At 69.4% G+C, this 12105-nt stretch carries 13 protein-coding genes; 1 reads left to right on the forward strand and 12 read right to left on the reverse strand.

What is annotated here, in order from left to right; translation table 11 throughout:
* Positions 1 to 116: 116 nt before the first annotated feature.
* A complete protein-coding gene (gene eccE, locus NMI01S_RS01530; protein ID WP_062994226.1) occupies positions 117 to 1880 on the forward strand; it encodes a type VII secretion protein EccE in 1764 nt (587 codons plus the stop codon).
* A 133-nt stretch (positions 1881 to 2013) separates the two neighbouring features.
* Here eccE and NMI01S_RS01535 read toward each other — a convergent pair whose 3' ends face one another.
* The 12 genes from NMI01S_RS01535 to NMI01S_RS01590 all read right to left on the reverse strand — a co-directional run bounded on the left by NMI01S_RS01535 (position 2014) and on the right by NMI01S_RS01590 (position 12023).
* Entirely contained in the window at positions 2014 to 2325 is a 312-nt protein-coding gene (locus NMI01S_RS01535; protein WP_036498239.1) for a WXG100 family type VII secretion target, read from the reverse strand.
* A gap of 49 nt (positions 2326 to 2374) precedes the next feature.
* Positions 2375 to 2710 (reverse strand): WXG100 family type VII secretion target, encoded by a 336-nt coding sequence (locus NMI01S_RS01540; protein ID WP_030513428.1) that lies wholly within the window; start codon positions 2708 to 2710, stop codon positions 2375 to 2377.
* A gap of 92 nt (positions 2711 to 2802) precedes the next feature.
* Positions 2803 to 3591: an ESX secretion-associated protein EspG gene (locus tag NMI01S_RS01545; protein ID WP_062994227.1), complete on the reverse strand. Its 789-nt coding sequence runs from the start codon at positions 3589 to 3591 to the stop codon at positions 2803 to 2805.
* 8 nt (positions 3592 to 3599) lie between these two features.
* Positions 3600 to 4568: a PPE domain-containing protein gene (locus NMI01S_RS01550; protein ID WP_062994228.1), complete on the reverse strand. Its 969-nt coding sequence runs from the start codon at positions 4566 to 4568 to the stop codon at positions 3600 to 3602.
* 15 nt (positions 4569 to 4583) lie between these two features.
* Positions 4584 to 4880, reverse strand: a complete 297-nt coding sequence (locus NMI01S_RS01555; RefSeq protein WP_062994229.1) for a PE family protein — start codon at positions 4878 to 4880, stop codon at positions 4584 to 4586.
* A gap of 9 nt (positions 4881 to 4889) precedes the next feature.
* Positions 4890 to 6275, reverse strand: coding sequence for a hypothetical protein (locus tag NMI01S_RS01560; protein WP_157126000.1), 1386 nt, complete (start codon positions 6273 to 6275; stop codon positions 4890 to 4892).
* On the reverse strand, positions 6272 to 6586 hold the full coding sequence (locus NMI01S_RS01565) for a type VII secretion target (protein WP_036498234.1): 315 nt from the start codon (positions 6584 to 6586) through the stop codon (positions 6272 to 6274). Before NMI01S_RS01565 ends, NMI01S_RS01560 begins: the two co-directional genes overlap by 4 nt.
* Before the next feature lie 125 nt (positions 6587 to 6711).
* Positions 6712 to 7053, reverse strand: coding sequence for a YbaB/EbfC family nucleoid-associated protein (locus tag NMI01S_RS01570; RefSeq protein ID WP_157126001.1), 342 nt, complete (start codon positions 7051 to 7053; stop codon positions 6712 to 6714).
* 38 nt (positions 7054 to 7091) lie between these two features.
* On the reverse strand, positions 7092 to 7412 hold the full coding sequence (locus NMI01S_RS01575; RefSeq protein ID WP_062994231.1) for a hypothetical protein: 321 nt from the start codon (positions 7410 to 7412) through the stop codon (positions 7092 to 7094).
* A gap of 46 nt (positions 7413 to 7458) precedes the next feature.
* Positions 7459 to 8271 carry an ESX secretion-associated protein EspG gene (locus NMI01S_RS01580; RefSeq protein ID WP_062994232.1) on the reverse strand — a complete coding sequence of 271 codons (813 nt, stop codon included), beginning with the start codon at positions 8269 to 8271 and terminating at the stop codon, positions 7459 to 7461.
* Complete coding sequence (locus tag NMI01S_RS01585; protein ID WP_157126002.1) at positions 8268 to 10220, reverse strand: hypothetical protein; 1953 nt, start codon at positions 10218 to 10220, stop codon at positions 8268 to 8270. The genes NMI01S_RS01580 and NMI01S_RS01585 overlap by 4 nt, the downstream gene beginning before the upstream one ends.
* Positions 10221 to 10415: 195 nt before the next feature.
* Positions 10416 to 12023: a hypothetical protein gene (locus tag NMI01S_RS01590; protein WP_245716664.1), complete on the reverse strand. Its 1608-nt coding sequence runs from the start codon at positions 12021 to 12023 to the stop codon at positions 10416 to 10418.
* Positions 12024 to 12105: the final 82 nt, after the last annotated feature.

Raw genomic sequence — 12105 nt, forward strand, 5'->3', positions numbered from 1 at the left:
ACCGCCTCCCGATACCCACTAGCTGATTCCGATGACCCGATTCGAGGGCGCGAACCGTATTCGGCCGCGCTTCGACAGACTAGCGAAGCCGAACGAGTTCGGTCCATTATGTGCGCATGAACTCCCCCGCGCGCGGAGATAAAGACACACCGTCCGACGATGATTCATCCGATGCCTCCGAAACCGGCTCGAACGCACCACAATTGCGCTCGACGGAATTCTGGCTCTTTCACCTGCTCCCCCTGCGTCTGGTGCTTCCGTCGCTGGTCACGGCGGCTGTGGGCGCGTTCGCCGCCAGGGTTTTCACCCCGTTGTGGTGGGTTCCGGCCGTCGTTGCCGCGGCGGTGACGATCGTCGCGCTCACGCCGATTCGAGGCACTTCTCTCGCACAATCCCTGGCGCGTGGAATTACCTTTCGTTGGCAATTGTTTCGTAATCGTTCCACCGCCGTTCAACATTCGCCATTCAATGTTCCACTGGCCGAAGGCGGAAGTTACGGAATGCGCTGGGACGGTGACCGGCTCATCACCATGTTGCGGATCGACGCCCAGCCGCGGACGGTGACCCGGCTCAGCCCGAGCGGTCTGCTCGGCGACGATATGCTGCCGCTCGCCGAGATCGCCCGCTGTCTCGATCAGTTCGACATCCGGCTGGCCGCCATCGACGTGATCAGTACCGGATCGCGCAGTGCCGGCACCGGTGCGGTGGCACGCGCCTACGAGAGCATCCTCGGACCGCTGCCGGCCGTGGCGCATCGGACGGTCTGGGTCGTGCTGCGGCTCGACCCGCTGGCCAACGCGCCCGCCGTGGACCGGCGTGGAGGCGGGGCGGAGGGCACCTTGCGGTCGGCGGTCGTGGCCACCCGGCGGGTGGCCAACCGGCTCGCCGCGCGCGGTCTGTCTGCGGTCGCGCTCTCGGCGACCGAGATGAATCAGGCGGTCGCCCAGCTGACCCTCGGCGCGACGCCGGAGGAATTCGAGGAGACCACGGACAGCCTGATCCACAACGGTTTTCACCACACCACCTACCGCATGGCACCCGAGGCCCTGGGCTCGCGCGGCATCGCCGAAGTGTGGTCGACGCCGACGGTGACCTCCACGATCACCGTGCGGCTGCAGCGGGTGCCGGATGCCGGGCCCCGTACCGCCGCGACCACCGACACATCGATCGCCGTGACGGCGACCGCACGCTTCGCGACCCGCGACGCGCCGTGCCGGGTGCGCTCCGCCGGACTGATTCCGCTGCCCGGAAAGCAGCGGCGCGCAATGCTTTTCAGCCTGCCGCTGGGCACCGGAGTGCCGGCGCTGCCGCTGGACAGCTACCTCGGACCGCCGGACGCCCTGGATCGGGTGCCGATGCCGATCGCCGGCTGCGGACAGCTCATCGGCGCCGACGACTCGGGCCAGGGCGTGGCGCTGCCGCTGGTGAGCCGGCACGTGCGCCGGGTCGAGGTGATCGGCTCACCGCTGGTCGCCAAACAGGTGATCCTGCGCGCCATCGCGTTGGGCGCGAGTGTGGTGGTGCATACGAATCGGCACGACGAATGGCGGCCGATGGTCGGCTATGTCGATATGCCGCAGGCGCTCACGCTCGCCACCTGGTCGGCCGGTTCCCAGCAGGCCAGTTCGTATCGGTTCGCGACCATGGTGGTCTTCGACGGCGTCGCGCCGAGCGGGCACCACTCCGACGCGACGGTGATGCTGCTGCGCCGGCCCGGGCAGGCAGCGGACGGATTCGAACCCGACGTCACCCTGATCGAGGATCCCGAGACGGCCAACCTGGTCACGGTGCGCACCGAGGCCGGACAGACCCGTGTGTACATGGTGGCGACACCGGAGGAACTGCGCTACGTCGGCGCACACCCCGCCGTTCCGGCCTGACGCCGGCCGAGGCCGGATCGGCGGTTCCGGCATGTGAAGCGGCTGCCCGCCGAACGCGGGCGACGACAGCGAAAGGCCCGCCCGATCTGGGACATCGGACGGGCCCTTCGTGGTGAAAACCGCGGTGCGGGACTCAGCCGCCGAAACCGTTGGCGACGACCTTGTCCGCGGCGGTCGCGTTGTTCATCGCGGCGGAGACGGCCTTGGACAGCGCCGACACCTTGCCCATGGCGGTGCTGGGGTCGCTGTCGCCGTTGATGTCACCGAACTGCTGGTCCCACTTCTGCTTCGACTTCTGGAACGCCTCCAGACCGGCGTTGCCCTCCCAGGCCTGGGCCAGCTTGGCCGCGCAGTCCTGCAGGTTGCTCGCCTCGGACTGCAGATCCTTGTGGAAGCCGTTCAGCAGGTCGGAAAGCTCCTGGAGAACTGTTCTTTCGTAAAGCATGTCGCTACCTTTCGTACGTGTGCGGTGGAGCGGTTGTGCTGGATTCGCCTCAGACGCCGAGGTTGGTCAGACCACCGGTCTGCGAGATGAGCTGACGGAACTCGTTCTCGTTCTCGCTCTCCAGGCCGGTGTAGGTCTTGTTACCGTGGCCGACTTCCTCGGTCATCTCGTTGAGGATCTGGTTCAACTTGGCCGCTTCCTCGTCCCAGTCCTGGGCGGCCTTGTTGCACGCGGAGAACGCGTCGCCCTGCCAGCCGCGCTTGGCGGAGTCGACCGCCTCGGTCACGCGGGCGATGGTGGCGCGGATCCGATCGACCGAGTTGGCCATATCGGTCTGCGCCTGCGAAGTACTCGCTGCATCGTTACTGATTTGCTGTCCGGCCATCGTCAGGCCCCTCTCTGTGTTTTCCGGTAATGCGGCGTATTCCGGTCATGCGGTTCGGTAGTACAGGTGGTCACTGGCACGGGTTTCGCGAGCTAGGGCATCCACCTTCCCCCGGGCAAGGTGCCGATCAGCGCCGTAATCGCCTGTGCGACGCGGTGATCGGATCCCGGTGTGAAGGTGGTCCACATCCGCTGGTCGGATGCGGCGCCCGGGCTGGCCGCGATCCGGCCCCGGGCGGTGTCGTACACCGCCACGGCGCCGGACGATCGGGTGGTGATGCCGTCGGCGTGGACGTAGGCGACGATCTCGGCGTGCGCGTGGCACTGCGACAGCGCCATGCCGAATTCGATCGCCGCGCGTTCCGCGACGTCCAAGCCGTACAGCGCCTCGGCGAATTCGGTTGCGGCCGTCGCGTTGTCGAGACGCTGTGCGAGTTCGTCGGTGGCCGCGCTGAAGTTCGCGATATCCGCGGGTTCGGCGGGGCCGAGTACGTCCAGAATCGGGCGGGCCAGCGCCGCACCGTCCTCGTCGGCCCAGATGGTGCGGACGTCGATTTCGTCACCGGTGCGGGCGGCGACCGCGTGCCCGGCGCCGCGCCGCGCCACGGACACTCGGCACACACCGGCCCCGGTGACGATCCGCGCCGCGAGTTCGCGTTCCGGCTGGGCCAGAATCGACAGGGCCGCACCGAGTTCCGGATCGACGTCGTCGTAGCGGTCCACGAGCCCGGCACCGCGCAGCCCGCGCAATGCCTCGACTCGCGCGGCGGTGAAGGCATCGATCGAGTCCTGCCGCGGACCGACCTCGAGTACCAGCGGCAACGTCTGCACGCCGAGCAACTCGGCGACGGCCAGGACGGCGTCGTTGGTCAGGGTCGCCATAACTCTCCTTACGCGGGGCTCGCGGTTCCGGTCGCGGGCGGCGCCTCGACACCACCGAGAACCGGTGGGGCGGCCGCGAATCCGGCATCGAGCTCGAATTCGCCGACGCCGGGCGCGTCCGCCACCCCGGCCCTCGCGGTGCGTTCCTCCTCGGACTGCGCGGCGGCGGGGCCGGCCGCTGCGGGGACCGCTTGGCCCGTCGCCGTGCCGGTCTGCGTGGGCGAGGCCTGCAGCGCGGTGAATTCGGCCGATTGCGCGGCCCGGGCGACGGTCTGCACACGGGTGCCGGTGAGGGTGCGCGGCATGTCGAAGGCGGTCAGGGCCGGCATGGCGGGCATACCGGGGACGGGCGGCATCACGGGCGCCGATTGGGCGGCCACCGCGGCGGCTGCCTGCTCTCCCGCGAGGGCGTCGCCGGTGGCCAGCACCGGCGGCGCGAGCTGCTGCCACGGCATCGCGAGCGGTTCGGTGGCGGCCTCGTAGGTGCGCATCACCCGGGCCGCACCGGCTTTGGCGACATCCTGATCGGCGCTGATGTCGGCGGCGGCGCCGACCAGCGGCGCGCCCATCGCGGCTCCGATCGCCTGCACGGTGCGCATCGCCTGTTCCAGTGCCGCGATCTCCGCGATATGCGGCATCGCCAGCCGAGCCACTTCGTACGCCGCGGCCTGTTCGGCGGCGTGGGTGGCGTTGCGCCCGGCGGCGGTCGCGGCGTCGAGCAGCCAATCCCGCATCCGGGCGATACGTTCCAGCACCTCGTCACTGCGGTCGGACTGCCAGTGGCCGCGGATGTCGGAGACGATCCGGTCGTAATCCAGCACGGCGGCACCGAAATTCGCGGCCAGGCGTCCCCAGGCGGAAGCGGCCTCGGCCATCGGCACCGAGCCCGGACCCGTCGTCAGCTCCCGCGCCAGCCGCTCGGTGGGCCTGGCTTCCCAGACCACCCCGGTGAAGCCGTCACCCGGCGGTTCGACCATGTCGTCGTGCCCCGATCAGGCCGTGGCGCCGAGGTCGGCGGCGTTGTCGCTGTCCATCCGGGACAGCCCGCGCGACTGCGCCCGAAGGGTGGCGGCCAGTTTGCGCAACTCCTGCACGCCGAGGTTGCCGGACGAGTCGAACGACGCGCCGACCTCGGTCAGCGTCGTCGCCGCGCGCCGCGACACCTCGTCCACACCGGGTGCGGCGACCGACAGCGCCGGAGCGTCGGCCTGCAGGCCCGCCGCCAGACGGTCGGCGAGTGCGTCGAGATCGGCGGCGGTGCGCGCCGCGACTACGGGATCGAATTCCATCGCGAACTCCTAGAGGGTGAGAGCTTTGTCCGGTGGCTCGGTGTCCGGGGTGGTGGTGACCGCGTCGGCGGCGCCGACCACGGGAAGGGAGACTCCGGCGATATCGCCCACAACGTCGTTACCGTGGGCGGCCGTGACGAGCTGACCGCGCACCGCCTCGCTCGCACTGCCGGAATCCGAAGCGGCACGGGCCATTCCGGCGGCGCCCGCTCCGGGCGTCATCGGCATCATGCCCGGGCTGCCGGTCGTGCCGGTCGAGGCGATCGCGGACTCGGTGCTCGCGGTGACCGCCGCCTCCGTCATGATCGACGGGGTGCGCGCGGCCTGCAGCGGCGACGACATCTCGGGTGCGCCGGCCGCCGGAGCGCCGACTCCGCCGGGCGCCCCGGCTCCGGATCCGCTTGCGGCCGGCGCTCCGCCCGACGGCGGGACCGGCGCCGCGATCGGTTTCGCGGCGCGGCCGGTGACACTCGTGGCCGCCTGCGCGCCCGCGCCGCCGACGGCCGACAACGATTGCACCATCTGCAGTGCCTGCGAAACGTATTGCGCCGCAGTGCCCGCGGCGCCGCCCGAACTCGTCGCGCCGGTGGCCGTCGACATGCCGGACGGGGTCGCGCTGAGCCGGGACGTGGTACCGGCCACGGACTTCAGCGAGGACTGCGGCACCGGCACCCGCTGCGCGGCGACATTCGACACCCCGTGCGGCACATTGGTGATCTTGACCTTCTGCCCGGTGTGCGCCATCTTCGCGCTGTGCGCGGTCAATTCGACGCGCGTCTTGGTGACCACGGCGAGCGCCTCGGCCAGCGTCTGCGCCGACATCGCCAGCACGAACACCTGCCCCGGTGGGGTCACGATGAACGGGGCTGCCGCCGCGAGCGTGGTCAGATACTGCGAGGTGATGCCCGTCATCAGCGCGTTGCCGGTGAAGACGCTGCCGGCCGCGGCGGTGGTGCCCAGCGACATCTGCGCGCCCTGCCCCGCCACCGCCGTTCCGTCGGCGGCCGCCTGGGTCGATTTGGCCGCCGCCGACAACGCGCCCGCGCCCTGCCACAGCGACATCGCCGTCTGTATCGCCGTGGTGCCCAGCTGAACGACGGTCTGCAAGACGGCCGACACCTGGGAGAGCACCTGCGTCTGGTCCGCGCCCGGGCCGGAGCCGAGTTTGCCGGTCCCGAAACTGCTGGCCAGATCCGTGATCGGTTTGGTCAGCGCGTGCAGGTCGAGCACCGGCAGCGGCGGTAGCTGCGGCAGCGGTGGGGCCGGCGGCAGCTGCGGCAGGCCCGGCAGCCCCATTTCCCGCAGTACGTCGTTGACCGGCCGGTCCACGATCGACCCCATCGCGCTCTGGCGCAACAGGTCGACGATCGACCGGTCCAGGCCCGGTTCCATCACGCGCGACCGATTCCGCCGAGCAGGTCGGCGTTGTCCTGGTCGGTCGCCGCGTAGGTGGCGGCACTCTGATGCGCGGTGACCGCGGTTCCGGCGTGCACGGTCGCCAGCTCCACGACCGAACTCAGGTGATTGGCCTGCGCCAGCGCGTATGTCGCGAGAAAGTCCTGGCCGATCAATCCGAAGACCGGAACGGCCGCGGCGATCGCCACCGCCTGGTTCACGGTGCCCGCGGAGAGTGTTTCGGTGGCCATCGCGGCCGCCGTGTCCCCGTAGCGACGGATCGCCTCCGGTACTGCTACCAACTCGCCCATCTGAAAGCCCCTGCCCGGTAAGCCGATTCGCGCTCCGCGTGACCGGCGGATCGAACATCTACCGAGCAATTGCAACAGGCGACGACGTAGATTGGCACGCGCGCAGCTTAAGAACGCGTTACGCGTCAGTGAATCTCGCGCGTACCCGCGCCGTTCTCCTCGTTGAACGCGGCGACCAGTTCACCGCGTCGCGTGAACGCCCGGGCGGCGGCGCTGCGCGCGGTGGACACTACCACCTGCTCGAATTCCGCTGGGGTGAGTCGATTCACCAGCGGTGAGAAAATGAGATCGAGCAATGCCCCGTTACCGTCCACCTCCACCGTGACGGCACCGTCCGGTGAGGTTTCGCGGGCGCGCACAGCCGCCATCCGGTCGCCGAGGTCGCGCATGCGTTCCAGCTGCCGCTCCGTGCGAGCGACCAACTCGTCCATCACCGAAACACCCGTCGGATCAGGCGGATTCGTCATCGGTTCCACCGTGTTCGCGTCGTCTGCGGCGTCGTGGGCTACCACTCCACCGACCTCAGCCAGCTCTGCGGCTCCGTGTCGTACTCCTGCTCGTCGATCAGTTCCTGCCGTTCGACCTGCTCCGCCGTGGGCAGTCCGGTCAGGGCGAGCAGGTCGCTGCTCACTCCGGCCTCGGCGAGTTGGCGTCGCCGCGCGAGTCCGGCACGATCGGCCGCGCGCGAGCACAGGCGGAGCAGTTCGGCGGCCAATTCGGTGGGATCGCGGCGCAATTCGCTCGCTTCGATCGAAATGCGCAGCGGCAGGCCCTGTTCGGTGGTCTCGACCGCTATCGCGCCCGATCTGGTTGTCGCGGTGGACATCGTGCTCCTCGTGGGTCGGTCGGAATCGGCTCGTTCGGCCGCGGGATCAGACGCGCTCGTCCTTGATGGCGCGGATGACGGTGATGATCTCGGCGTTGACGGCGGCGATCAGGCCCTGCCGGTCCACGCCGGTGGCGGTGCGCGGCGGTCCCGCCTGGATCACGTAGCGGCCGTCGCCGGACAGGTCGCGCCAGTCCAGATGGCGGACGGTACGACCACGCGGGCCGAAACGCGAGACGCCCTGGGCGATTTCGATCGTCCCGGAGCGTTCCGGGACGGTATCGAGGAAACGCTGCCCGGCGGCGTCGGCGGGCTCGTCGTAGCTGTCCCACAGTTGCGGGGCGCCGCCCGCGCTGTCGGCCGATATGTAGTGCGTTTCGGCGACTCCGGCCGCCGATTCCGGATCGGGCGGCAGCAGGATGTGCCCGGAGAGGCCGGCTTCGAGCGGCGGCAGCGCATCCGCGACCATATCGGCCAGCCGCAGCGGATCGCACTGCACCATCGTGAAGCCCCCGGCGTGCAGCAGGGTGCGCCCGGGCAGCTGGGTCAGCAGGTAGCCGCGGTCCTCTCGGCGCGCGGCGAGCAGCCGGACCGCCCCCTCACCGCGATGTGGATCGCGGCCGTCGAATCCGGTGACCAGGACGGCGAGATCGGGGCGCGTGCAGTCGCGGACCGCGTCGAACAGGGTGTGGTCGGGCCGTGCCAACATCCGGTCGCGCAGCCGCGTACATTCGCGCTGGAAGTCGTCCTCCAGCGGAATGTCGGTGGTGTAGACGAACGGACGCGGCGGCCCCTCGTCACCGAAATGCCGCCACAGGACCACGAATTCGAGATCGGTGAAGCTCCAGCTGCGAGTCATTTCTCGACGACCGGTTTCACGACCACGGGCGCATCGCCGAGCGCGTCCTCGAGATGCTCGACCGAATCCAGATAGGCGGGCCGCTTGTGCTCCTTGCCCTGCTGGTTCTGCGCGCCCGCTCCGGCCGCTCCCGGCGACCCGGGTGTGCCGGCCATCGGCGCGGCGCCGGCCCGGCCGGTCGCGGAATCCACGGTATCGGCTCTCAACGCAGTGCTGAGCGTGCTCGCCCGCGGGAACAGCTTCGAGGCCTGCGCCAGATCGCGACTGAGCGCGGGCAGTCCCGGCACCCCGGCACCGCCGCCGGGCACACCGCCACCGCCGCCGCCCGCACCGCCTCCGGCGCCGGCCAGGGCGGACAGCGGATCCGAGCCGTCCATACCCGGAATACTCAGCCCCGGAATATCACCCAGCCCGGCCTTGGCGAGCGCGTCCTGCTGCTGTTGCTGCGTCAGGGTCTGAGCAACCTGCCCGAACGCCTGCATCAGCTGCTGTACGCCCTGCTGCGCGGCCGACATCAGCTGCTGGACAGCGGACATGACCTGCTGCTGTTGCTGCTGTTGCTGGGCGGCCGCCTGCTGCTGCTCCTGCTGCTTCTGAAGTTGTTCCTGCTGCTTCTGTTGTTGTTCCTGCTGTTGCTGTTGCTGCTGCTGTTCCTTGTGTTGCTGCTGCTGGGCTTCCTTCTGCTGCTTCTCGAATTCCGCGGCCTGTTTCTGCTGCTGCGCCAACGCCTCCCGCTGCTGCCGGGCCGCCGCCTCCTGTGCGGCCTTGGCCTGCGCGTCGTTGGGTGTGCCGCCCGGAGTCGAACCGCCCGGCGGGGTCGAGCCGCCGGGTGGGGTGCTGCCGCCCGGCGGGTTCTGACTACCGGGCGGGTTCTGACTACCGGGCGGATTCTGGCTGCCCGGTGGGTTCTGCCCGGTCGGGTTGTACGGATCGGCGGGAATCTGGCCGAAGGCCGCGGCGGCCGCGGGCAGTACCGGGACGTGCGACGAGGACTGGTTCATCCCGAAGACGTAGGTGCGACGGAAACTCTCGCGAACGGTTTGGATCCACTGCTGCTGCGTCTTCGCGTCGGCATCGTTGTTCGGCGGCATGCTGTACTGGGTCTCGTTCAACCACCCCGAGCTGTAGACGAGCAGGTCACCGGTGCCCCTGATCGCGGTGGCCAGCCCCGGGATGCTCTTGCCGTAGGCCTGCACCGCCGCCACCGCGGTCTCCTTGCCCGGTCCGCTCCACTTGTCGACGGTCACCGAATCGATCTTGTTGAGCAGATCCGAGTACACCTTGTTCACCTCGGTCGCCATCCACCACCAGGTGCCCGCGTGGTTGGCGAGATTCTCGGCCACCTTGTTCACCCGGATGTAGTTGCCGACCTGGAACAGGTCGTACCAACTCATGTAGTCGGGCGCTTCGGGGCTGATGGTCGAGGACTGGAACGACTGCAATCCCGCCTTGTTGTCCATCGCGTTGACGGGATTCTTCATATCGTCGGTGGTCCCCGGCACCTTCGGCGGATCACCCAGCGGGTCCAAGCCGTCGGCGTCCCACATGTAGTCCGGTTTACCGCTGACGTTGTCCAGCAGCGCGGAGTTGAAGCCGTCCATCTTGCCGTAGGCCTTGCCGGCCGCGATGAACGTGTCGATCATCTGGCCGAGGATCGTCTTGTGGTCCTCGAAGACCGTCTTCAGATCGGTGGCCTCGGTACCGAATTTCTTGCCCAGCGCGGTTCCCGACGCGAGATTCGACACCGGCGAGCCCGCGGTGAGGTCGTCGGTGTAGAGCTGCAACGTCTTCAGCGCGGCGATCGTGCTCTCCGCGGCCGCGGCCACCTCCAGGGCCACGTCCGGCTCGAACTTCAACGCATCCTTACCGGACGTGTGGTTCTTCGTGTAGTCACTCAACGCCGGCCACGGATTACCCGTAGCGACGGGCGTAGTCGGATCGGGCGCCATCGGTCGTGCTCCTCGAATTCGGTACCAGCGGAAGCTGCGCGTTCACCCCGTCGGCGATACCGGCCGGAGGTCGTTCCCGCCGCAGTCGGAGTGCCGAATAACAAGTCCCGCATCATCTTTCGAACATGCTGCGACCTGCGAGCAACACCGGTGGCAACGGCGGTTGAACGCGGGGTGAAACACCGGCGGCGAGTGTCATCCGGCCCGCAGGGCGCCGCGCCGCTCCCGGAATCGCTGTTCGAAACCCTCGACATACACCGACGGCGCGATCGAGGACGAGGACTGTTCCAGCACACCGTCGTCGGCGACGTAGAACACGGCCCGCCCGATCGCCACCTCGCCGGGTTCGGCGGGCACGTACACCATCCAGCCCACCGAGATCCGATCCGCGTGCAAACGATCCAGCGGATATCCGTCCGTGTCGATCCCGGCCTCGTCGAGATGACCACGCACCCGCTCGAGCGCCTCGGGCTCGGGCAGCGGCACCGGTCCCGTCGGCGTCGCACCGGCCAGGGTGAGCTGGTTGAAAGCGCCGTCGATATCGAATCCGCCGTCGTCGCCGAAGACGGCGACCAGGGTCTCTCGGGTGACCACATTCGCCTCGGCCGCGGCGACCAGAATGTCCACCGCGGAGCGCAATTCGTCGTCGGGCTCGCCATCGATCACGCCGCGGATCACCTGTGCGACCGTGGCCGAGGTCCACACGCCCGGCAGCGCGTCGCTGAGGTGATCGGCCGACGGTGACTCACCGCGATACCACCGCCCGTCCTCGAACCAGTAGCAGAACGACAGCAACCCGTCGCCGAAGCGCGGATTGAGCACCGAATTCGACACCCATTCCGGTGCACCGGCATACAGCTCCGGCAGCGGTGCGCCACCGTTGTATGCGGCATCGAGCGCCGGCGCCTCCCACACCCCTCCGGAGAGCACGGCCCGGCCGCCAGGCATCAGATACAGCGTGCTGCCGCCGCGCCGGGCGCCCTCGAACCAGCCCAGGGAGGGCAATACGCGCGGACCCCACTGCGATCCGGCGGCGACGAAGGCGGCCGCCATCACCGCCCACCGGCTCCACAACGTGGACAGATCGGGAAAGTCGTCGTCCGACACCACGGGCACCACACCCGCGGCTCGATCGGCGCGAGCCTGCCGGGCCGCGACCGCCGGCGGGCGGGACTGCCGGTCGCCGTGCCCGATGTAGGCCCCCAGCCAGACCGGCACCCGATCGCGCGGATACGCCTGCAGATCGGCCAGATACGCCTCCGGCGCCAGCAGTTGATCGTCGGGGAACGGTTCGTCACCGTAGTCGTAGTCCACCTGGAGATGTCCCGCCCGGTCCAACCGGACGAACATGCGCCACCAGGGACCGCTGGCGAAGGCCGCCGACAGATCGCGGTGCTCACGCACCAGTTCCAGGACCGGCTCGGGCGGATCGGCGCGCAGCACGCGGTCCTGGTCGTCGGTGAAGACGACCTCACCGCCGCCGACCACCACCGTGATGGCGAAGACCGCGGTCAGCTCGTGCCAACCCTCCGGTGCGACCGCCGCCAATTCGCGGGCGATCCCGTGCGCCAACTCCCGGGCGCGAGCCTCCGGATCCGCTGCCGCCGCGAGGGATTCGGGCACACCCCCGCCGAGGGTGAAGCCGACGTCCGGTTCGTCGCCGGAGGCAGGAGCCGCGTGGTCGTCGGGTACGGAATCCGGTGCGGAGGCCGCTGGTGTGCTTACCGGTCGGGCCGACACCGGTGTGGCATCCGGATCGGATTCCGGTGGCGAATCCGGGTTGTGGTCGTCGGGGCGGGTCACGTCGCGGTGTTCTCCTCGTTCGCGTCCATCGTCCGGCGCGGCCGGCTGCGGACATCCTCATCGGTGCGATGTTCGGTAACAG

The sequence above is a fragment of the Nocardia mikamii NBRC 108933 genome, assembly GCF_001613505.1.
Taxonomy (GTDB): domain Bacteria; phylum Actinomycetota; class Actinomycetes; order Mycobacteriales; family Mycobacteriaceae; genus Nocardia; species Nocardia mikamii.

What these genes read in the sequence shown, in the direction of transcription:
- eccE (WP_062994226.1), top strand. Translation starts at nt 117, where the DNA reads ATGAACTCCCCCGCGCGCGGAGATAAAGACACACCGTCCGACGATGAT.
- NMI01S_RS01535 (WP_036498239.1), bottom strand. Translation starts at nt 2,325, where the DNA reads ATGCTTTACGAAAGAACAGTTCTCCAGGAGCTTTCCGACCTGCTGAAC.
- NMI01S_RS01540 (WP_030513428.1), bottom strand. Translation starts at nt 2,710, where the DNA reads ATGGCCGGACAGCAAATCAGTAACGATGCAGCGAGTACTTCGCAGGCG.
- NMI01S_RS01545 (WP_062994227.1), bottom strand. Translation starts at nt 3,591, where the DNA reads ATGGCGACCCTGACCAACGACGCCGTCCTGGCCGTCGCCGAGTTGCTC.
- NMI01S_RS01550 (WP_062994228.1), bottom strand. Translation starts at nt 4,568, where the DNA reads ATGGTCGAACCGCCGGGTGACGGCTTCACCGGGGTGGTCTGGGAAGCC.
- NMI01S_RS01555 (WP_062994229.1), bottom strand. Translation starts at nt 4,880, where the DNA reads ATGGAATTCGATCCCGTAGTCGCGGCGCGCACCGCCGCCGATCTCGAC.
- NMI01S_RS01565 (WP_036498234.1), bottom strand. Translation starts at nt 6,586, where the DNA reads ATGGGCGAGTTGGTAGCAGTACCGGAGGCGATCCGTCGCTACGGGGAC.
- NMI01S_RS01570 (WP_157126001.1), bottom strand. Translation starts at nt 7,053, where the DNA reads ATGACGAATCCGCCTGATCCGACGGGTGTTTCGGTGATGGACGAGTTG.
- NMI01S_RS01575 (WP_062994231.1), bottom strand. Translation starts at nt 7,412, where the DNA reads ATGTCCACCGCGACAACCAGATCGGGCGCGATAGCGGTCGAGACCACC.
- NMI01S_RS01580 (WP_062994232.1), bottom strand. Translation starts at nt 8,271, where the DNA reads ATGACTCGCAGCTGGAGCTTCACCGATCTCGAATTCGTGGTCCTGTGG.
- NMI01S_RS01585 (WP_157126002.1), bottom strand. Translation starts at nt 10,220, where the DNA reads ATGGCGCCCGATCCGACTACGCCCGTCGCTACGGGTAATCCGTGGCCG.